Here is a 20,984-nt window from a genome sequence, read left to right as displayed (position 1 = left end):
CCAAGCCGCGCGGCGCGGCGCAAGCTGGGCGCCAACAGGGGAGAGAGACGATGCAACGACTGACCACCGTGATGCTCGCGGGTTGCCTGCCGTTCGCGGCGCTCGCACAAGATGCCGCGAGCGAGGCGACGCGGACCGCGCAGGCGGAAGTCGCTGGGCGGCTGCCGCTAGGCGATCCACGCGACGAGGCCAATGCCCGGCGCGGAAAGCTGGCCGAAATTCCAGAAGGCGTGATCCTCGACAAGAATGGCAAGACGATATGGGACCGGCGGTCCTACGCGTTTCTCGACGCCCCCGAGGCGCCCGACACCGTGAATCCGTCGCTGTGGCGACAGGCGCGGCTGAACGCGGTGCATGGTCTGTTCGAAGTGGTGCCGGGCAAGATCTGGCAGCTGCGCGGCTACGATCTGTCGGTGATGACGATCATCCGCGGCAAGACGGGATGGATCGTCGTAGACCCGCTCTTGTCCGAAGAAGCCGCGGCGGCGAGCTGGAAGCTGTTTGCCGACACGGTCGAGGCGAAATCGGGCAAGCTGCCGATCCGGGCCGTAATCTTTAGCCACAGCCATAGCGACCATTTCGGCGGTGTCGGCGGGATCGTCAGCCCCGAGCAGGTAAAGAAGGCCCATATCCGCATCATTGCGCCGCACGGTTTTTCGGAGGAAGCGACGTCGGAGAATATTCTTGCCGGCACCGCGATGGGGCGGCGTGCGCTCTATATGTTCGGGTCGATCCTGGCCCCCGGACCCACCGGGCAGGTCGATACCGGGCTGGGGCCAAAACTGTCGTCGGGAACGATCGGCTATATGGAGCCGACCGAAACCGTGCCCGAACAGGGCGGGACGCTGACGATCGACGGGCTGGAGTTCGATTTCCTCGACGCGGGCGGGACCGAGGCACCCTCGGAGTTTGTTTTCTATATCCCCGCCTACAAGGCGCTGCACACGACCGAGGTGGTGACCCACAATCTCCATAATATCCTGACTCTGCGCGGCGCGCAGGTGCGCGACGCGCTGCGCTGGTCGAAGGTGATCGACGCGATGCTGCTCAAATGGGGCGGCTCGGCCGAGGTCGCGATGGCGTCGCATCATTGGCCAACCTGGGGCGCAGGCGAGGTGACGGCGCTGCTCGCGAACCAGCGCGACGCATACCGCTATGTCCACGACCGCACGCTGTTCCTCGCGAACCGCGGCGCGACGTTGCACGAATTGGCCGATCAGACGGCAGAGGCGCCGGTGCAGGGGCGGGATTTCTCGACGCGGGGCTATTATGGCACGCTCAACCACGACATGAAGGCGGTCTATCAGCGCTATTTCGGCTGGTGGGACGGCAACCCGGCGAATTTCAACCCGTTGCCGCCCAAACAATCGGCACCCAAATATGTCGCGCTGGCGGGCGGCGCGGATAAGCTGCTCGCGGCGGGGCAGGCGGCGGTGGCTGCGGGCGATTATCGCTGGGCGGCCGAGCTGCTGAACAAGCTGGTGTTCGCCGAACCCGATAACCGGGAAGCACGCGCCGCGCTCGCATCGGCCTATGACCAACTCGGCTACCAGGCCGAATCGGGTGCGTGGCGGAACTATTATCTCGCCGCGGCCGCGACGCTGCGCGGTACCGCGATCGAAAGCCTGTCGGGCAACGGACAGAGCCGCAGCTTCGTCAGCGCCATCCCGACTGCCGTCTTCTTCGACGCGCTCGCAACGCGCTTCGACGCCGCGAAGGGCGCGGCACTGAAGGGGACGTTCCAGTTCATACTGCCCGACAGCAAGGAGACGGTCGCCGTCGTCGTGGGCGGCGGGGTCGAGGTGCCGCGCCACGGCGTCACCGATGCCGCACCGACGGCGACGATCACGCTCGACCGCAAGACGCTCGACGATGTGATGCTGGGCGCGGCGCAGTTCCCGGCGCTGATGCAGTCGGGCGCGATCCGCATCGATGGTGACCGCGCGGCGTTCATGTCATGGTTCGCGCTGCATCCGCCCGCCGACCCGCGCTTCAATGTGGTTGTCCCATAGGGCAGCCAGCTCTCGAATCCGCTCGCATCGAACGAAGTCGAAATGCCGGTCGTCGGCACACGACCTCACGGTGTCTCGACTTCGCTCGACGCGAACGGAATTCTAGGTGTCAGTCGCCGGCGATATCTTTAAAGACAAGCTCATGACCGATACCGCCACTGCCGCGCACCCGACCGATCCCTTCGACGCAGAGGCGATCAACGCCGCCGAAGGGCTCGACCACGTCGATCCTGCCTATGCGCAGGTGCTCCGCATCACGACCGCGCTCAACCTGATCCCGCTTGCGATCGCGGCGAGCGTCTTCGACTATCTGCTGATCCGCCATATCGAGGGACCCTATGGGTTGATCACCGCGCTCGCCTGGCTGGCCGCGATCGTGATGATCGTCAGCTTTCCGTCGCGGCGCATGCAGCGCTGGGGATACAAGATCGGCGAGGGACAGCTCCGCGTCGCGCGCGGCTGGCTGTTCCGCACCGACACGATCGTGCCCTTTGTGCGCGTCCAGCATATCGACGTCGGGCAGGGGCCGGTCGAGCGCCTCTTCGGCCTGTCGCACCTGATCGTCCACACGTCGGGGACGCACAACAGCACGGTGACGCTGCCCGGCCTGCGCAGCGACCTCGCCGCCGCGATGCGCGAGACGATCCGCCGCCATATCCAGACCGACTTCGCATGAACGACGCCGCCGCGACAACGACGGTCGAAGCCGAGCCGGACTGGCAGCGGTTGCACCCCGCGACGCTCGCGCTCGCGGTCGTCGAGCTGGGGCCGCGCTCGCTGCAATTCCTCCCCGCCGTCGCCGCCTTGGGTTTTACCGGCAACTGGGTCTGGATCGTGCCTGCGATCGGCGCCTTTCTCCTCATCTCACTCGCCGCGGCCTGGTTCCAGTGGCTGCGCTTCCGCTTCGTCGTCGGCGACGGTGAGGTGGTGATCGAAAGCGGCGTCTTTTCGCGCCAGCACCGCACCATCCCGTTCGACCGCATCCAGGACGTCAGCATCGAACAGGGGCTGGTGTCGCGCGCTCTCGGCATCGCCAAGGTCGGGTTCGAAACGGGCGCAGGGGGCAAGGAGAATGACGCGAGCCTCGACGCGATCGCCCTCGACGCAGCGCAGGCGCTGCGCACCACGATCCGCGCGCATCGCAGCAGCGCGGTTGCCGCGCCCGCCGCCGCTCCCGATTCGCCCGAGGCGGCGGGGCCGGCCGACGACCGGCTGCTCTTCGCGATGGGGCCGGGGCGGCTGCTGATCGCCGGCCTGTTCAATTTTTCGCTCGCGGCGCTGGCGGTGGTCGGCGCGGGCATGCAGTTTTTCGACAACCTGCTGCCGTTCGATTTCAACATCTTCAACCCGATGGACTGGATCGACATCGCCGAGGATTACGGGCTCGACCAATGGCTGCTCGCGCACCGCTGGATCGCGGCAGTGGGCGGCATCGTCTCGCTGCTGCTGATCGGTTTCGCGAGCGGGATCGTAACGATGGTCTTTGCCAACTGGGCGTTCCGGCTGACGCGCGAGCCGCGCGCTCTCCGCCGCACGCGGGGCCTCACAACGCGCACCGACGTCGCGGTGCCGGTGAAGCGCGTGCAGGCGGCGATCTTGGTCACCGGGTGGCTGCGCCAGCGTTTCGGTTGGCACGAACTGCGCCTGCAAAGCCTTGCCAGCGATGGCGAGAAGGAACGCGATCATCAGGTGGTTCCCTTTGGCAAGCTGGGCGAAGTTGACCCGGTGCTCGCCGAGGTCGCGATCGCGCGGCCCGATGCCGACACCGCCTGGCAGCACAGCCACCGGATCATCGCGCTCGGCGGTCTGGTCGGCGCGCTCGGCGCGACGACCGGCGGGCTAGTCGCGGTCTCGCTCGGGCAGCCGCTCGGCTGGTTCGGCCCGCTCGCAGGTCTGTTGATCGCCGCCGGATCGCTGGTCGGCGCGCGCTTCCACCGCTGGACCGACATGGGCGATCAGGTCGCGATTCGCCGCGGGCTGTGGACACCCAAGATGACCCTGCTGCCTCACGCGTCGGTGCAGAGCATCGACCTCAAGACCGATTTCATCCTCCGCCCGCTCGGCCTCGCAACGCTCGTTTTCGGCGTTCCCGGCGGCAGCTCGCTGGCGAGCCACGAAATTCCCGCGATCCCGATCGAAACCGCCCGCAGCCTGCGCGACCGCATTCTCGCGGCGAGGGCCCGGCGATGACCGACGCGGCGCTGGGTATCACCCGTTCGATCCTCGGTCAGCCGTGGCATTGGCGGCGGATGAGCGCCGACACCGGGGCAGAGAATCTCGCGCCCGACGACCTCGTCACGCAATTGCTGCTCGCGCGCGGGGTGCCGCGCGACGACCTCGACCGGCAGCGGACGCCGACGCTGCGCGGGTTCATGCCCGATCCGTCGTTGTTCCGCGACATGGACGCCGCCGCCGCGCGGCTGGCCGACGCGGTCGAAAAGGGCGAAGCGGTCACCATCTTCGGCGATTATGATGTCGACGGCGCGACCTCGGCGGCGCTGCTCGTGCGGCTGCTGCGCGCGCTCGGCCTGCCCGCGGGCGCTTATATCCCCGACCGCCTGATGGAAGGCTATGGCCCCTCGGGCGCCGCGCTGGTCAAGATCGGCGAGGCTGGGTCGAAGCTGGTCGTCACCGTCGATTGCGGCGCGCAGGCGTTCGATGCGATCGCCGAGGCCAATGCCGCCGGGGTCGAGGTGATCGTCGTCGACCATCACCAATGCGCGACCACGCTTCCCGCGGCGCTGGCGCTGGTGAACCCCAACCGGCTCGACGAGGACGCGGACGCGGCGATCCACGGCAATCTGGCGGCGGTCGGGGTCGCCTTTCTGCTCGGCGCGGCGCTGCTCCGGACGCTTCGCGCGCGCGGCTTTTTCGCGAATCGCGACGAGCCCGCGCTGATCGACCTGCTCGACCTTGTCGCGCTCGGCACCGTCGCCGACGTCGCGCGGCTGACCGGGTTCAACCGCGCACTCGTCACGCAAGGGCTGAAGGTGATGGCCCGACGCGGCAATATCGGCCTTGCCGCGCTGATGGACGCCGCGCGCCTCACCAAGCCGCCGGGCGCGAGCGATATGGGCTTTGCGCTCGGCCCGCGAATCAATGCCGGCGGCCGCGTCGGCAAATCGGACCTTGGCGTGCGGCTACTGACGACTTCGGACCCGCAGGAAGCGGCCGAAATCGCGCAGGAACTCAACCGGCTCAACGAGGAACGGCGCGCGATCGAGGCTGCCGTGCTCGAACAGGCGATCGACGCGAGCGCGGCGTGCGGCAATGCCCCCGTCGCGATCGTCGCGGGCCAGGGCTGGCACCCTGGCGTGATCGGCATCGTCGCCGGGCGGCTGAAGGAGAGGCTGCACCGCCCCGCGATCGTGATCGCGCTCGACGAGGATGGCGTCGGCAAGGGGTCGGGACGCTCGATTGGCGGCGTCGACCTGGGCGCCGCGATCCTTGCTGCGAAAGAGAGCGGCCTGCTCGTCGCGGGTGGCGGCCATGCGATGGCGGCGGGGTTGACCGTCGCCGCCGACAAGGTCGACGCGCTCGGCGCCTTCCTGAACGACCGGCTCGCCGCCGACGTCGAGCGCGCGAGCGGCGACAAGCCGCTGCTGATCGACGCGGTGCTCGCGCCGAGGGGCATTAATCCGCTGTGGTGCGACGCGATCGAAAGCGCCGGGCCCTATGGCGCCGGCTGGCCCGCGCCGCGCGTCGCGACCGGGCCGGTGCGAATCGTCGAATCGGGGATCGTTGGCACCGACCATGTCCGGCTAATTGTGTCGGGCGACGATGGCGCGCGGTTCAAGGCGGTCGCGTTTCGCAGCGCGGAGACCGAGTTGGGGCAGACGCTGCTGAACGCCCGCGGGCGCAAGCTGTGGCTCGCGGGCCGCGCGAAACGCGACGATTGGGGCAGCCGGCCCGCCGCCGAACTACATCTGGAGGATGCAGCCTGGGCCGATTGAAGGCGGGTCGCCGGCCGGTCGGCATGCCGCGACGCAACATTTTTGCGTGCGACCGCGCCACCGCGCTTGACCGCACCGGAAGGCCCGTCTAAGGCGCCCGCTCACCGATCAGACGGCCCCTTCGTCTAGCGGTCTAGGACGTCGCCCTTTCACGGCGAAAACACGGGTTCGAGTCCCGTAGGGGTCACCATCGGTCACGGGAGCGGTCGGCTCCCCGTTCTGCAAAATCTCCGACCCTCAAGGCCCCTTCGTCTAGCGGTCAGGACGCGGCCCTCTCACGGCTGAAACACGGGTTCGATTCCCGTAGGGGTCACCAGTTTCGCATATTCGTCGCATCATCGATTGACGCGCCCGCTCCGGCATTTAGTATACGATATGCGCCGGCGCCGTGCGGCGCCGTCCGCCCCGAAATGCCGATCACTGCGCGGGCGGATCGCGACATGCCGAAGGAAAAGCGATGACGTTTCTGACCCTGGCCCTGCTCGCCATGCAGCCGGCCACCCCGGCTACGCCTCCGGCCGCCGCGCCGCCGAAATGGGCGACGAAGGAAAGCGACGTCACGATCCGCGATGTCCGCTTCCGATCGGGCGAGGCGATGCCGGCGGTGCGAATCCATTATACGACCCTCGGCACGCCGCACCGAAATGCCAAGGGCGAGATCGACAATGCGGTGATGATCCTCCACGGCACAGGCGGCAGCGGCAAGCAATTCCTGCAACCGCAATTCGCCGACGAACTCTACGGCCCAGGCCAGCCGCTCGACATCGATCGCTATTATATCATCCTGCCCGACAATATCGGTCATGGCGCCTCGTCGAAGCCGTCGGACGGGCTCCGCATGAAATTTCCCCGATATGATTATGCCGACATGGTCGAATTGCAGCACCGGATGCTCACCGAGGGACTGGGTATCACGAAGCTGCGCCTGATCATGGGTACATCGATGGGGTGCATGCACGGTTTCATCTGGGGCGAGGCCTATCCCGATTTTGCGCAGGCGCTGATGCCGCTGGCGTGCCAGCCGGTCGAGATTGCGGGATTGAACCGCATGTGGCGCCAGATGCTGATTGACGGGATCAAGGCCGACCCGGCGTGGATGGGCGGCGAGTATAAAAGCCAGCCACATCTGGGCTTGCGCACTGCGGCGTCACTGTCCGTGGTCGCGGGCGGCGCGCCGCTGAACCTTCAGAAAAATTATCCTACGCGCGATGCCGCAGCCACCTATGTGCGCGAACGGGTCGCGCGCGATATCGCGAACCGTGACGCCAACGACATGATCTATCAGTTCGAATCGTCGCGGACCTATAATCCCTGGCCCCATCTCGAAAAGATCACCGCGCCGATGACGTGGATCAACTCGGCCGACGACTTCATCAATCCGCGCAACCTGGACATTCCGCAGCAGGCGCTAAAACGGATGCCCAATGCGCGCTTTCGCCTGATCGCCGAAAGCGACGCCACGCGCGGCCATGGCACGCACACCTGGGCGGTCCATTGGAAGGCCGACCTGATCGACCTCCTTGCGCGGAGCGGCGGCTAGAGCGCGGAAGAAAGCGACCGATTGCAGAGGTTTATCCTCCTCGCGGCGAAGCCATGGAGAGGGGGGCGACGCCGCAGGCGCCTCGAGAGCGCGGCGACGTCGCGCTGGTCGCTCCTCCGTCAGCACTCCGCGCCTGCACGTCCTGATTGTCGTCCATCGCCTCGAGCCGCCGCCAGCGTTCGGCATTCGCCGCCGCCGCTGGCATTTTCGCCTGCCGCGCCTCGACCTCAGCACATTTCGCCAGATGTTTCCGCCGATAATCGCCGATAATGTAATTTGCGCGAACGCTGCGCAGTACATCCTTCTCCACGATCAGCGCGACCAGCTCGTCGGGCAGGTTGCGGCGTAATCACGAAGATCTGGCGATGCGCCGTCGCGCCGCATGTCCGCGGTCCGGTGCCGCTTCCCTTTCGCTCGCTTCCCTTTCGGCGAAGCGCGGCTCGACCAGTTCATCGCCGGCGGCGGGGTCAGCCTCCCGGGTTTCAACGCCGCGCTGCCCGAAATCGCTGCGGCGCCGTAAGATTTTCCGTCATCCTGACCACTGGGGCGGCCGTAGCGATATGGTCACCCCCCTTTCTGGGCCGGGATGTCCCTTCAATCGCCCGCGATGCGCACACCGTCGACGCGGCGCGCGATGTGCCACGGGTTGGCGGGCTTCAGCGCCGCCGGCAGCAGGCTTTCGGGCAGGTTCTGATAGCTGACCGGGCGCAGGAAGCGTTCGATGGCGAGCGTGCCGACCGAGGTGCTGCGACCGTCGGACGTCGCGGGATAGGGCCCGCCGTGCACCATCGCGTGACACACTTCGACCCCCGTCGGCCAGCCGTTGGCGAGAATGCGTCCGACCTTGCGTTCGATTAGTGGCAGCAGCCGCGCCGCCAGCACCTCGTCGTCGGCGTCGAGCTGGAGCGTGGCGGTGAGCTGGCCCTCCAGCCCCGCGACGACCGACGCCACCTCGTCGATATCGCGGCACCGCACGATGATCGAGGAAGCGCCGAACACTTCATGGCCAAGCGCGGCATCGCCGCCGAAGGTCGCCGCGTCGGTGACGAACAGCGCCGCGCAGGCGCCGGGGCCATCGGCGCCGCGGGCGGCAAGCTGCGTTCCCTGATGTCCTTCGAGCGCCGCGACCCCGCTTTCAAAGCTCGCGTGGATCGCGGGGGTGAGCATCGTCGCCGGCGCAATGCCCGCCAGCGCCGCGCCTGCCGCCGCGACGAAGCGGTCGAAGTCGGGGCCGCCGATTGCGACCAGCAGCCCGGGGTTTGTGCAAAATTGCCCCGCACCCATCGTCAGCGACTGGGCGAAGGCTTCGCCCAGCGTGTCGGCGCGATTTTGCAGCGCGGCAGGAAACAGGATGACGGGGTTGATGCTGCTCATTTCGGCATAGACGGGGATCGGCTCGGCGCGCGCGGCTGCGATGCGCATCAGCGCAAGTCCGCCGCTGCGCGACCCGGTGAAACCGACCGCCCTGATCCGCGGATCCGCGACGAGCGCGGCGCCGAGCGCGTTCGACGGTCCGGGGAGATAGGAAAAGACGCCTTCGTGTAGGCCGCAGCTTGCGACCGCCGCGCGGATCGCGCGCGCGACCAGTTCGCCCGTGCCGGGATGTGCGGGGTGGCCCTTGACGACGACGGGACAGCCGGCGGCAAACGCCGACGCCGTGTCGCCGCCGGCGACCGAGAAGGCGAGCGGGAAATTGCTCGCGCCGAACACCGCCACCGGGCCGAGCGCGACATGGCGGCGGCGCAGGTCGGGGCGCGGCAGCGGCGCGCGATCGGGCATCGCCGGGTCGATCGTCGCATGCAGCCAGTCGCCCGCGCGCACGAAGGCGGCGAACATCCTGAGCTGTCCTATCGTGCGGCCGCGTTCCCCTTCGAGCCGCGCGCGCGGCAGGCCGCTCTCGGCCATCGCGCGCTCGATCAGCGCGTCGCCGATCGCGGCGATACCGTCGGCGATCGCCTCCAGAAAGGCGGCGCGTTCGCCAGGAGCGGTTTCGGAAAAGCTCGCGAAGGCGGCGTCGGCGAGTACGCAGGCACGGTCGACATGTCCAGGATCGGCCGCGGCGAACTTAGGTGCCATCGCCTCGCCGGTCGCGGGGTCGACCGCGGCAAAACTTTCCGCCGCGCTATCTTCGGCCGCGCCGATCAGTATCGAACCAGCAATCATATATCGTCCTTCATCGTTCCCGGGGGAGGAATGGGGTCGGCGAGGCCCTGGCTGTTTTCGTCGTGGTGGGCGATTCCGCGGAGAGTGTCTCGTCGCATCGTATACGATTTTGGTCAAGTCGCGGCGACTGTTTCCGCAATGGCGCGAAAACCGATCGACCTGCGCTGGGCCTGCGGCGTCGCGTACGGCAGCATCGCCCGGTGAGTGACGCCGGGGGCCATATCCATCTCGTCCTGCCCGACCCGATCGAGCGTGCAGCCTGTTTTCGCCTGCTCGCGGGCGGCGGCGGGCGCATCGTTCGCAGCTTTGCAAGCGCCGACGACTGGATCGACGCCGGCGCCGACCGCGACGGCGGCATCCTGCTCTTTCACTGGCGCCAGCCGGGCCGGATGAGCGGTGCGGCGCTGCTTGAGCGCGTTGCGGGACGCGCGGGAACGACGATCTTCGTCGCCGCCGATCGGCTCGATATCGTCGAATCGCGCGCGATCCTTCGCGGCGGAGCACAGGACCTGCTGCCCGCGCCGCTCGATCCGGGCCTGGTTCGCCGGGCGATCGACCGGTCGCTCGGCGACTGGCGTCTGCGGCAGGACCGGCTGGCGCGGCATCGCGAGGCCGAAGAACGGCTGGCGGCGCTGACGCCGCGCGAACGCGACATATTGGACGCTATCGCGGCGGGGCTCGGCAACAAGGCAATCGCTCGGCAGCTCGCGCTCAGCCCGCGGACGGTCGAGGTGCATCGCGCGAATATCATGCGCCGCGCGGGCGCGGGCAATGTCGCCGAATTGCTGCGCCTGCGCTTCATCGCCGAATATGCCGACGCCCCCCCGGCCAATCCGGTCCGTTTCGGTGCATGATCGCGGTGTCCCCCGGCCGATGCGGCTGCAAAGCTCCTATAAGGATGATGAACGGCGCACCGCCTTTGAGTTGGTCCCCATGGGCGCTGCCGTTCATCCGCGCGGGGTCAACCCCACCTGACCCCGCGCCACCGACAGGGCCGGCGGAGACGTTCCTCTCCGTCGGCCCTATTGCAGTCCGGTGACGAGCCCGCGCTGTTCGGCACGGCCCATCGACAGCAGCACGGGGTCGGCCGCCTGCCGCGCGGCGAAGTCGGCCTTGCTCGCGATCCCCTGCCAGCCGATACCGATCAGCGACTGCGCGATCGCGCCGCCCAGCGTGTCGCCCGGGCCGGGCAGGATCACGACGTCGGGCGCATATTCGCGCATCGCCACCTGCACCGACAGCGCGAAATCATAGGGCGCGAGGATCTGGTGCCCGAAGCTGTAATCCCACAGGTCGGCGGAGTCCGACGAAAAGCGGCGCCAGACGTGGCCGCGGCCGTCGACCATCGGCAGCGCGGGACGCCCGAACAGCGAGGGCGGCAGTTCGGCCTTCGCCTTGTCCGAGCTGCCGAACATCAGCGGCGTGTGGAAGGGGCCGTGCCCCGCAAGGCGCAGCGGATCGCGCCCCGGCGTCGGCGGCGCTTCGGCGAGCAAGGCGGCAAGGCCTTCCTCATTGCCAGCGAACACCAGCATCCCGGCGAGATCGATCGACAGCGCCAGCGTGTGGTTCGCGCGAACGTTGATATCGGCGACAAGGTCGAACAGCCTCTCGCGAAGGCCGGGGACCGGACGCCAACCCTCGTCGACCACCTGCAGCAATATCTGCCCGCCGGGGCCGTGCGTCTGGCTGTTAAGCCCCATCGCGTTCGCGATACGGAACCCGTCTTCGATCGATACCGCGCCGCCGAGCGCGAGCGCGCTGTACCAGCCCATCGAATTGCCCGCCACGGCAACTACGTCGAACGTGTCGCGGTCGATACTGAGCCAGTCGAGCGCGGTCGCAGCATAGATCAATGGCGCCGCCACATCGCCGCGCATATGCGTCGAAACGCTGAAGCGGTCGGCGCCGTCGAGCTCGGTAACGGTCGGCTGGCCGCGGTCGCGGCGCTGGGCATCGAAGTTCGCGATCTGCGCGGCGAAGCGCGCGCCGTGCAGCCGCCCGATACTGCCGAGTTCGCTCTTGCCATAGGTTCCGCGCCCCGGCGCGACGACCAGCGCGGTCTTGCGCGCGCTCATGCCAGAAGCTCCTTCGCGGCGGCATAGATCGAATCGCGGCTCGGCAGCGTCAGCGTCGCCGCCTTGCCGAGCGGGATGAAGCTGTCGTCGGCGGCAATCCGCTTCAATTTCTTCTCGGGTGTGCGTTCGACGAAGGTCGCCATCAGCGCCTCGCTCTGCGAGCCGGTGATGCGGCATTCGTCGACGATCAGGATGCGCTTCGCATCGCCGACGGCCGCCACCAGTTTCTCTTCGTCGACCGGGCCGAGCCAACGCAGATCGATGACGCGCGCTTTCACGCCATCGGCGGCGAGCAATTTCTCGGCCTGCCGCGAGAGATAATATCCATTGCCATAGGTGACGATCGCGAGGTCGCTGCCGTCGCCATGGACACCGACGTCGCCGAAGGCGATCGGCGCGCCCACGCCCGGCGCCTCGTAGACGCTGGTCCACAGGCCGTCGCCCTCTTCGTGGAGGTCGCGGGTCATATAGAGCGCGATTGGTTCGACGAAGACGACGACGCGCTGCTCCTCGCGCGCCAACCGTACGCATTCGCGCAGCATCGCCACCGCATCGCGCCCGTTCGACGGCACCGCGAGGATGACGCCCGGAATGTCGCGAAAGACCGCGAGGCTGTTGTCGTTGTGGAAATGCCCGCCGAACCCCTTTTGATACCCCAGCCCCGCGATGCGGATCACCATCGGGTTGGTATATTGGCCGTCGGAAAAGAAGCTCAATGTCGCTGCCTCGCCGCGGATCTGGTCCTCGGCATTGTGGACATAGGCGAGGAACTGGATTTCGGGCATCGGCACGAACCCATTGTGCGCCATGCCGATCGCAAGCCCGAGGATCGCCTGCTCGTCGAGCAGCGTGTTGATCACGCGCGACGAACCGAAGCGCTGGTGGAGCTTGGCGGTGACGTTGTAGACGCCGCCCTTGGGCCCGACATCCTCGCCCATCACGGCGATTTCCTTGTGCGCGAGCATCAGGTCTGCGAGCGCCCAGGAGAGCAGCCGCGCCATGTGCATCGGCTTGTCCATCTGGCCCGCGTCGCTGCCGAACATTGCCTTGCGGTCCTCGCCCGACGGCGTGTTCGCGCGCGTCAAATCGCGCTTCGGTGGGATCAGGCTTTGCATAACCTGCGCCGGCGTCGTGATCTTCGGGCGCAGGATCGCGGCCTCGGCCTGTCGCGCCAGCGTCGCGCCGATCTCCTCATAGGCTTCGGCGATCTCGCCGGGCGTCATCCAGCCCTGCTCGGCCATCAGCGCCGCGCCCTTCAGCAGCGGATCGCGCGCTTCGTCGGCCTCGATCAACGCCTTGGGAAGATAGGCGCCCTGCACGTCAGAACCGGCGTGACCGTAAAGCCGCACCGTCGCCATGTGCAGGAACACCGGCTTGCGCGTGCGCCGCGCATAGTCGGCGGCTTCTTTCGCGCCGGAATAGGCCGCGGCGAGGTCGGTGCCGTCGCACTGGATATAATGGAGCCCCGCGCGGTGGCGGAACTGCGCCTCGATCCAGCCCGTCGGGGTGCGCGTCGAAATGCCGATGCCATTGTCCTCGCACAGGAAGATCAGCGGCATGGGAGAACCCTGGAACGCCGCCCAACCCGCGGTGTTGAACGCCCCCTGCGCGGTCGAATGGTTCGCCGAGGCGTCGCCGAAGCTGGTGAGCACCACCGCATCGTCGGGCAGCGGCAAATCCTTCATCCCTTGCCGCCGCGCAATCCCGATCGAAAAGGCCGCCCCGACCGCCTTGGGAAGGTGTGAGGCGATCGTCGAGGTTTGCGGCGGGATGGCCAGCGGTTTCGAGCCGATGACCTTGTGCCGGCCGCCGGAAATCGGATCCTCGGACGAGGCGGCGAAGCTCAGCAACATGTCCCATGTCGGGGTACCGCCCGGAAGCTGGCGTGCGCGATGGAGCTGAAAGGCGTTCGAGCGATAGTGGAGGAACGCCATGTCGGTAACGCGCAGCGCCGCGGCGACCGCGGCATTGCCCTCGTGCCCCGACGATCCGATCGTGTAGAAACCCTCGCCGCGCGCCTGAAGGTGGCGCGACAGCCGGTCCATCTGGCGGCTGGTGAGCTGCGACAGGAAGATATCGGTTGCCTCGGCGCGCGACAGGCCCGCTGCCGTCGGATCGGGCGCGTCGGCCCGGCCGGGCAAGCGTCCCGCCGCCAGCGCCGCTAGGAATTTTTCATGTACCGCTTGCGCCGCGTCCACCTGTCTCTCCTATATCGCGGCGCTGGTTACGAGCGTAACGAACCGGCCGATTTCGCCGCGCGCTAGAACGGGGCCGCCCGGCGCGCAAGCATCTCTTGCCTTGCCTCACCCGCTCGCGCTACCACCATTGCCGATGAACGACCGGGGCGGGACCACAATTTCAACATGATATCCTTGTGGATCGCACAAGCCTCGACCGCGTCGGACCCGCACAGTGCGGGATGGCTGGTCGATCCCGAACTGGTCGATCCCGCCTATAGTCAGACGATCGCGGGGGGCGAGATCCAGACCGGCTTCCCCCCGCCACCGCCACCGCCAGACGTACCCGAATGGCTGAAGTCGCTGACCGAGGCGATCGGAAGTTTTTTTCGGTGGAGCGCGCCGGTGGCCACGCCGCTGTTGTGGATCGCGGTGACCATCATCGCATTGCTGCTGCTCTATTTTTTCGTTCCTGGCTTCGCCCGCTGGATCGACGCCCTCCGCTTCCGTCGCAAGGCCGAAGGTGACGAGGAACCCGACGGCGTTGGGCTGGCCGAGGCGGGCGCGGCGCGCGCGCTGCTCGCCGAGGCCGACGCACTCGCCGCCGAGGGCCGCTTTGCCGAAGCGGTCCACCTGCTGCTCTATCGCAGCGTCGAGGATATCGAGGGCCGGCGCCCGGGGCTGGTGAAGCCCGCGATGACCTCGCGCGAACTCGCCGAAGCGCGCGACCTGCCCTCGGTTGCGCGCGACGCGTTCAGCCGTATCGCGCGCGCGGTCGAAATCAGCCTGTTCGGGGGGCGCGCGATCGACAGCGGCGCTTGGAGCCAGTGCCGCGCCGCTTACGCCGAAATGACGGTGCCGCAGAATTGGGCGCGGGCATGAGCGGCGCCGACACCAGCGATCACGGGTTTAACCCACGGCTGATGGCCGGACTGGTCGCGATCGGCGTGATCGCTTTCATCGCGCTCTGGGCGCTGATTGCGCTCGGCCCCCAGCTTTCGAGTGGCAATGACGGCGGCGGCCATGCGCTGTCGAAAGCCGCGCCGGGCTATGCCGGGATTGTCGACTTGGTCGAACGCGCCGGGGCTAGTGTCGAACTGCGGCGCAGCGAAGAGGCGCCCTTCTACGACGGCGAGTGGCGCGAGCTGCTCGTCCTGACGCCGACCCATCGGACCAAGCCCGACGAGATTGCCCGTATCCTCAAGGGGCATCGCGGCGGGCCGGCGCTGATCGTCCTGCCCAAATGGCAGACGGGCAAGCATCCCGAAAAGCCCGGCTGGGCTGCGGGCGGCTTTCCGTTGACCCCCTCGCCCCGCCTGCTGCCTCCGATCGCTGGAAAAGTCGAACGGATCGCCAGCGAACCGCATGCGCGGGGCGTCACCGCGACGGGGACCATCGCCGGGCACCGCCTGTCGGTCCCGCTCCGCGGTCTTCGCTCGCAAATCCTCGTCGCCAACGATTTCGATACGCTCGTCGGCTTTCCGCACGGCGGGGCGCTGCTCGCGAAGCATCGCCGCGATAATATCTATATCCTGTCCGAGCCCGACCTTGTGAACAACCTCGCCTTTGCCGATCGCGACAGCGCGCGGGCGGCCGCCATGCTGATCGACGCCGTTGCTGAGGATGCCGAAGCCGACGCGTTGGCGTTCGACCTGACGCTCAATGGCTTCGGCAGCGGGCGCTCGCTGCTGCGTTTCGCCTTCGTCCCGCCATTCATCGGCATCACGCTCTGCCTGATCGCGGCCGGCCTGCTGGCGCTGTGGCAGGCATGGATGCGCTTTGGCCCGGCGCTCCGCCCCGGACGCGCAATCCCGGTGTCGAAGGCCGCGCTGATCGCGAACAGCGCCGACCTGATCAAGCAGGCGCGGCGCGAACTCGACGGGGCGGACGCCTTTGTGAGGAGCCAGCGCACCGCGATCGCCCGCCGCCTGCACGCCCCCGCCGGATTGGGCGATGCCGAAACCGATGCGTGGATCGACCGGCATCTGCGCAAGGACAGCGAGCTTTTTTCGAGCCTTGCGCGGCGCCTGCCGCTCGCGCGCAACACCCATGAGTTTCTAGAGGGCGCACAGGCGCTGCACGACATCAGGAAGGATCTACTCCGTGACGGCTAATATCGAGGACGTGCGGGCACTCGGCGCCGCGATCGAGGGCGAGGTCGCCAAGGCCGTGTTCGGGCAGGGCCCGCTGACCCGCATGGTGACCATCGCGCTGCTCGCGGGCGGCCATGTCCTGCTCGAAGGTCCGCCGGGAACTGCGAAGACCCTGCTCGCCCAGGCCTTCGCGCGGGCGACTGGGCTCGATTTCGGGCGCATCCAGTTCACTCCCGACCTGATGCCCGGCGACATTTTAGGATCGAACCTGTTCAACTTCCAGACCTCGAGCTTCACGCTCACCAAGGGCCCGATCTTCACCGAACTGCTGCTCGCCGACGAAATCAACCGCACCCCGCCCAAGACGCAGGCGGCGCTGCTCGAGGCGATGCAGGAACGGCGCGTGACGATCAATGGCGAACCGCACGCGATGAGTCCGCGCTTCACCGTGCTCGCGACGCAGAACCCGATTGAACAGCAGGGCGTCTATCCGCTGCCCGAGGCGCAGCTCGACCGCTTCCTGTTCAAGCTCGTCGTCGATTATCCCGACGCCGCCGAGGAACGCCGCATCGTTGCCGATCATGGCGGGCGCTTCAAAAGCCCGGTGGTTGGCGATTTCGGCGTCGCGCAGGTTGCCGATGCCAAGACGATCGAAGCCGCGATCGATACGATCGCGTCGGTCCGGCTCGCCGAGGAGATCGTCGATTATATCGTCCGGCTCGTCCGCGCGACGCGCGAGAGCGCCGACCTCGAATGCGGCGCCAGCCCACGCGCCGCGACACTGCTCGCCCGCGCGGCCTGCGCTGCGGCGGCGCTCGACGGGCGCGACTATGTGATCCCCGATGATATCCAGCGGCTCGCCGCTGGGGTGTTGCGCCACCGCGTCATCCTGTCGGCGGCGGCCGAGATCGAGGGCCGGAATGTCGAGCAGGTCGTCGCGGCGCTGCTCGAACGCGAGGAAGTCCCGAGGTGATCTATCCGACGCGGCGGGCGATATATCTGCTGCTGCTGGGCGCCCCGATGGCGCTTGCGCTCGGGCTCGTGCGGCCCGAATTGTGGCTTGTCGCGCCCGGCTGGATCGCCGTCATCCTCGCCTGCCTGTTTCTCGACGCCATCGCGGGAGCGAGCCCGCGCCAGCTCAGCCTCGACGCGCGCTTTCCGCATCAGGTCGGCGTCGGCGATCGCTTCAACCTGTCGCTCGCCGCCGGCGGTGCCGCAGTTCCGCTGCGCGCCGAGATCGCACTCGCACTCGACGAGCGGCTGGTGGAAGGCGGGCGGCTTGCCGGCGACATGCGCCGAACCGACGCTGGCGACCGGCTGCTGCGCACCATCCCGCTTGCCGCGTCGCGGCGCGGACAGGCGCGGGTCGAGGCGCTGTGGGTCCGCTGGGCCGGGCCGCTTGGCCTGCTTTGGAAACAGCGCAAATTCCCGATCGACGGCGCGATCAATATCGTCCCCAGCCTGCGCGCGGTCACCGAGGAGGGGAGCCGTCTGTTCCAGCGCAACAGCTGGTTCGGGCTGCGCCAGCAGCGCCTGCGCGGGGAAGGCACCGAGTTCGAAGCGCTCGCCGAATATCAGCCGGGGATGGACCGGCGCGCGATCGACTGGAACGCATCGGCGCGCCACGTCAAGCTGCTGGCCAAGGAATATCGCGTCGAGCGCGACAATCGCGTCGTCCTGGCGATCGACAGCGGGCGCACGATGGCCGAACCCGTCGGCGACATGCCGCGCGTCGACCGCGCGGTGTCGGCGGCGCTGCTGCTCGCCTATGTCGGGCTGAAGATGAACGACCGGATCAGCCTGTTCTCCTTCGCCGCCAAGCCGCAGGCGCTAACCCCCGCCTATATGCACACGCAGGATTTCCCGGCGCTGCAGCGCGCTGCCAGCCTGATCGACTATGCGCATGTCGAAAGCAATTTCACCCTCGCGCTGACCACCCTGAGCGCGCAGCTCAACCGCCGCTCGCTGATCATCCTGTTCACCGAATTCACTGACGCGACGAGCGCCGCCCTGATGATCCGGGCGGCCGGGCGGCTGGTCAAGAAACACCGGCTGCTGTTCGTGGTGATCCGCGACGAAGAAGTCGAGAGCGAGGAACGCCGCCGCCCGGAAACCGGCGCCGACGTCACCCGGTCGAACGTCGCGGCGGCGATGCTGCGCGATCGCCAGCTGGTGATCGCGCGGCTCCAGCGGCTGGGCGCCGACGTCCTCGAGGTGCCCGCCGACGCGATGGGTGCGAACGCGGTCGAAGCCTATCTCGGCATCAAAAGGGCGGGCAGCCTGTGATCTCGCCCGCGGCCCCTTCGCGCACGATCGAAGCACCGAGCTTTTCGACCAGCCGGTTCCGCGCCGAACGCGAAGCCGACTGGATCGCCTTCGACCTGCTGCTCGGCAAGCTCGAGAAAAAGGGCGCGAAGGCGCTGACCAGCGATGAGTTGCTGCAGCTGCCCCTGCTCTATCGCGCGACATTGTCGTCGCTGTCGATCGCGCGCGCCACCAGCCTCGACAAGGCACTGCTCGATCATCTCGAAGCCCTGTCGATTCGCGGCTATTTCCTCGTCTATGGCGTGCGCGAGAGCCGCTGGAGCCGGATCCGCCGCTTTTTCCTTTACGATTGGCCCGCCGCGGTGCGATCGGTGTGGAAGGAAACGATCGTCATCGCGCTGATCATCCTGCTCGGCGCGCTGACCAGCTATTCGCTCGTCGCGAACAATCCCGAATGGTATTTCAACTTCGTCGACGAAGACATGTCGGGCGGACGCGACCCGCGCGCCACCGCGGAATTCCTGCAATCGACGATCGGCCACGGCAAAGCCGCGGCCGACGAGAGCGAAAGCGCGCTGCACATCTTCGCGACCTATTTGTTCACGCACAACAGCCGCGTGTCGATCCTGTCCTTCGCGCTCGGCTTTGCCTTCGGCGTGCCGACGATGATGCTCGAATATTATCAGGGGATCGGTCTCGGCGCGATGATCGCGGTCTTCTCGGCGAAGGGGCTGGGGTTCGATTTCGGCGGCTGGCTGTTCATTCACGGCACCACCGAATTATTCGCCGCGGCCCTGTCGGGTGCCGCGGGGCTCCGCATCGGTGCCGCCGTCGTCTTTCCCGGCGCGAGGGGGCGATTGCAGGCTGCGGCTGACGCCGGACGAACCGCGGGCAAGGTGATGGTCGGGGTTATAGTGATGCTGTTCGTCGCGGGGCTGCTCGAAGGATTCGGGCGCCAGCTCATCACCGATACCATGCTGCGCTATGCCATCGGGTCGTTGATGCTGCTGTTCTGGCTCGCATATTATTACATTCCGCGGCGCGAGGACGTGGCATGACCGCCGCCGCGACCCATGCGAAGCATCGTGAAGCCGACGCGAAAAAAGTTCGCCAGTTCATCACGCCCGAAGGCGTCGACCTCGAACTGAAAATCGCGAGTTCGGGGCTGCGTCTTGGCGCGCTGATGACCGACGTCATTCTCATCCTTGTGACGCTGATCCTCTTCACCCTGCTGATGATCTGGATCGGCTTCGGGTCGCAATCCGACATGACGGTGGTCATCTGGATGCTCGGCGCTTTCCTGCTGCGGACCTTCTGGTTCATCGGTTTCGAGCTCGGGTCGCGCGCGGCGACGCCGGGGAAAAGGCTGATGGGCATTCGCGTCGTCGCGCGCGACGGCGGCCGACTGACCGCCGACGCGGTGGTCGCGCGCAACCTGATCCGTGAACTCGAACTTTTTCTGCCGCTGATGATGATGGGCGTTGCGGCGGCCGAAGACATGGCATCGGCGTGGACGATCATCGCGGGTCTTGTCTGGTCGCTGACGCTCAGCCTGTTCTTGCTGTTCAATCGCGACCGAATGCGGATGGGCGACCTGATCGCCGGCACCTGGGTAGTGATGGCGCAGCGCGTCAAGCTCGACGCCGATATCGGCGTCGATGCCGCCGCCGACGCAATGAGTTTCACCGAAGCCGAGCTTTCGGTCTATGGCATTTTTGAACTGCAGGAACTCGAGCGCGTGCTGCGCGGGCGCGACCCGCGCGCGATGCGCGAGGTGGCCGATGCGATCCGCGCCAAGATCGGACGCCCCGTGGCCGAAGAGGATGACGCTTTCCTCCTTTCCTACTACCGCCAGTTGAAGGCCCGGCTCGAACGCAAGCTGCTGTTCGGCAAGAGGCGAGAGGATAAATATGCCAGCGACTGACCCGCTTTCCGTTACCGAGGCTCTGCACGCGCGTCGGTCGGTGCGCGCCTTTACCGATACGCCGGTCGACCCGGCGCTGCTCAGCGATATCTTTGCCGCGGCGCAGCGCGCCCCGTCGGGCGGCAATCTCCAGCCCTGGCAGGCGACCGTGGTGACCGGCGACCGCTGGGCGGCGGTGAAGGATGCGGTCGCGGCACGGATCGCAATGGGCCGCGACGGTTACGAACCCGAATATGACATCTACCCCAAGGGCTTGACCGAGCCCTGGGAAGCCCGCCGCTTCGGCGTCGGCGAGGCGCTGTATGGCGCGCTCGGCATTCCACGCGACAACAAGGCCGGACGGATCGCTCAGTTCGTGGAGAATTATCGGGGGTTCGGCGCACCGGTGATGCTTTTCCTCCATTGCTCGCGCATCATGGGTCCGCCGCAATGGTCGGACATGGGCATGTGGTTGCAATCGGTGATGCTGCTGCTCGTCGAAGCCGGGCTTGCCAGCTGTCCGCAGGAATGCTGGGCGATGTACGGCAAGACGGTCCGGGCCGCGCTCGGGCTGGACGAAGGGCAGATCTTATTCACCGGGCTTGCGATCGGCTATGCCGACCGGGATGCGGCGGTGAACCGGTGGCCGGTGCCGCGCGCCGAACTCGAAGAAGTGATCGATTGGCAGGGATTTTGAGGATGAACGGCAGACTTGGGGTTTTTCGCTACGGCGTCGTCGGCACGCTGATGCTGGCGGCGGCGGGTTGCGCGGCGATCCCGCGGACCGAAGCTCCGCCGCCGCC

The 20,984-nt window shown here is 67.4% G+C and carries 18 protein-coding genes and 2 tRNA genes; 16 read left to right on the top strand and 4 right to left on the bottom strand.

Going from position 1 to position 20,984, the window contains the following annotated elements; translation table 11 throughout:
• Positions 1 to 50 precede the first annotated feature (50 nt).
• From ATE71_RS06215 to ATE71_RS06190, 7 genes are all read left to right on the top strand, one after another.
• Complete coding sequence (locus tag ATE71_RS06215) at positions 51 to 2,012, top strand: alkyl/aryl-sulfatase (RefSeq protein WP_058802575.1); 1,962 nt, start codon at positions 51 to 53, stop codon at positions 2,010 to 2,012.
• Positions 2,013 to 2,154: 142 nt separating this feature from the next.
• Positions 2,155 to 2,688, top strand: a complete 534-nt coding sequence (locus ATE71_RS22820; RefSeq protein WP_235587926.1) for a PH domain-containing protein — start codon at positions 2,155 to 2,157, stop codon at positions 2,686 to 2,688.
• Positions 2,685 to 4,202 carry a PH domain-containing protein gene (locus tag ATE71_RS06210; protein WP_235587925.1) on the top strand — a complete coding sequence of 506 codons (1,518 nt, stop codon included), beginning with the start codon at positions 2,685 to 2,687 and terminating at the stop codon, positions 4,200 to 4,202. Before ATE71_RS22820 ends, ATE71_RS06210 begins: the two co-directional genes overlap by 4 nt.
• Positions 4,199 to 5,965, top strand: a complete 1,767-nt coding sequence (gene recJ / locus ATE71_RS06205; protein ID WP_058802573.1) for a single-stranded-DNA-specific exonuclease RecJ — start codon at positions 4,199 to 4,201, stop codon at positions 5,963 to 5,965. The genes ATE71_RS06210 and recJ overlap by 4 nt, the downstream gene beginning before the upstream one ends.
• 114 nt (positions 5,966 to 6,079) lie before the next feature.
• Positions 6,080 to 6,155: transfer RNA gene (locus ATE71_RS06200), tRNA-Glu, on the top strand.
• Between the two features lie 51 nt (positions 6,156 to 6,206).
• Positions 6,207 to 6,281, top strand: a tRNA-Glu gene (locus ATE71_RS06195).
• Between the two features lie 141 nt (positions 6,282 to 6,422).
• Positions 6,423 to 7,505: an alpha/beta fold hydrolase gene (locus ATE71_RS06190; protein WP_058802572.1), complete on the top strand. Its 1,083-nt coding sequence runs from the start codon at positions 6,423 to 6,425 to the stop codon at positions 7,503 to 7,505.
• A gap of 31 nt (positions 7,506 to 7,536) precedes the next feature.
• Here ATE71_RS06190 and ATE71_RS22040 read toward each other — a convergent pair whose 3' ends face one another.
• Positions 7,537 to 7,815, bottom strand: coding sequence for a hypothetical protein (locus ATE71_RS22040; protein WP_152998658.1), 279 nt, complete (start codon positions 7,813 to 7,815; stop codon positions 7,537 to 7,539).
• Positions 7,816 to 7,887: 72 nt separating this feature from the next.
• Between ATE71_RS22040 and ATE71_RS22455 the strand changes: the two genes are divergently transcribed.
• Positions 7,888 to 8,025: a hypothetical protein gene (locus tag ATE71_RS22455; protein WP_160328016.1), complete on the top strand. Its 138-nt coding sequence runs from the start codon at positions 7,888 to 7,890 to the stop codon at positions 8,023 to 8,025.
• 74 nt (positions 8,026 to 8,099) lie between these two features.
• On the opposite strand, the gene ATE71_RS06185 is transcribed toward ATE71_RS22455, so the two are convergent.
• Positions 8,100 to 9,668, bottom strand: a complete 1,569-nt coding sequence (locus ATE71_RS06185) for an aldehyde dehydrogenase (NADP(+)) (protein ID WP_058802571.1) — start codon at positions 9,666 to 9,668, stop codon at positions 8,100 to 8,102.
• Positions 9,669 to 9,868: 200 nt separating this feature from the next.
• Between ATE71_RS06185 and ATE71_RS06180 the strand changes: the two genes are divergently transcribed.
• Positions 9,869 to 10,522, top strand: a complete 654-nt coding sequence (locus ATE71_RS06180; protein ID WP_058802570.1) for a response regulator transcription factor — start codon at positions 9,869 to 9,871, stop codon at positions 10,520 to 10,522.
• A 168-nt stretch (positions 10,523 to 10,690) separates the two neighbouring features.
• Here the strand turns inward: ATE71_RS06180 and ATE71_RS06175 are convergent, their stop codons facing one another.
• Together ATE71_RS06175 and ATE71_RS06170 are read right to left on the bottom strand one after the other, a co-directional pair.
• A complete protein-coding gene (locus ATE71_RS06175; RefSeq protein ID WP_058802569.1) occupies positions 10,691 to 11,743 on the bottom strand; it encodes a hypothetical protein in 1,053 nt (350 codons plus the stop codon).
• Positions 11,740 to 13,941 (bottom strand): dehydrogenase E1 component subunit alpha/beta, encoded by a 2,202-nt coding sequence (locus ATE71_RS06170; RefSeq protein WP_058802568.1) that lies wholly within the window; start codon positions 13,939 to 13,941, stop codon positions 11,740 to 11,742. Before ATE71_RS06170 ends, ATE71_RS06175 begins: the two co-directional genes overlap by 4 nt.
• Positions 13,942 to 14,106: 165 nt before the next feature.
• Here ATE71_RS06170 and ATE71_RS06165 point away from each other — a divergent pair, with 165 nt between their 5' ends.
• The 7 genes from ATE71_RS06165 to ATE71_RS06135 are packed head-to-tail and all read left to right on the top strand — an operon-like array spanning position 14,107 to position 20,878.
• Positions 14,107 to 14,802 (top strand): DUF4129 domain-containing protein, encoded by a 696-nt coding sequence (locus ATE71_RS06165; RefSeq protein ID WP_058802567.1) that lies wholly within the window; start codon positions 14,107 to 14,109, stop codon positions 14,800 to 14,802.
• The gene (locus ATE71_RS06160; protein WP_058802681.1) at positions 14,799 to 16,034 is read left to right on the top strand and encodes a DUF4350 domain-containing protein; all 1,236 of its coding nucleotides are present in this window, start codon (positions 14,799 to 14,801) and stop codon (positions 16,032 to 16,034) included. Before ATE71_RS06165 ends, ATE71_RS06160 begins: the two co-directional genes overlap by 4 nt.
• Positions 16,024 to 16,986, top strand: coding sequence for an AAA family ATPase (locus ATE71_RS06155; protein WP_082665106.1), 963 nt, complete (start codon positions 16,024 to 16,026; stop codon positions 16,984 to 16,986). The genes ATE71_RS06160 and ATE71_RS06155 overlap by 11 nt, the downstream gene beginning before the upstream one ends.
• On the top strand, positions 16,983 to 18,299 hold the full coding sequence (locus ATE71_RS06150; RefSeq protein WP_058802565.1) for a DUF58 domain-containing protein: 1,317 nt from the start codon (positions 16,983 to 16,985) through the stop codon (positions 18,297 to 18,299). The genes ATE71_RS06155 and ATE71_RS06150 overlap by 4 nt, the downstream gene beginning before the upstream one ends.
• Positions 18,296 to 19,336 carry a stage II sporulation protein M gene (locus ATE71_RS06145; RefSeq protein ID WP_235587924.1) on the top strand — a complete coding sequence of 347 codons (1,041 nt, stop codon included), beginning with the start codon at positions 18,296 to 18,298 and terminating at the stop codon, positions 19,334 to 19,336. Before ATE71_RS06150 ends, ATE71_RS06145 begins: the two co-directional genes overlap by 4 nt.
• Positions 19,333 to 20,202, top strand: a complete 870-nt coding sequence (locus ATE71_RS06140; protein ID WP_058802564.1) for an RDD family protein — start codon at positions 19,333 to 19,335, stop codon at positions 20,200 to 20,202. The genes ATE71_RS06145 and ATE71_RS06140 overlap by 4 nt, the downstream gene beginning before the upstream one ends.
• Positions 20,189 to 20,878: a nitroreductase gene (locus ATE71_RS06135; RefSeq protein WP_058802563.1), complete on the top strand. Its 690-nt coding sequence runs from the start codon at positions 20,189 to 20,191 to the stop codon at positions 20,876 to 20,878. The genes ATE71_RS06140 and ATE71_RS06135 overlap by 14 nt, the downstream gene beginning before the upstream one ends.
• The last annotated feature ends 106 nt before the right edge of the window (positions 20,879 to 20,984 follow it).

It is taken from the genome of Sphingopyxis sp. H115 (genome assembly GCF_001468465.1).
GTDB lineage: Bacteria > Pseudomonadota > Alphaproteobacteria > Sphingomonadales > Sphingomonadaceae > Sphingopyxis.
Note: the sequence above shows the minus strand (reverse complement) of the source record. Positions and strands in the feature narration are given on the sequence as shown.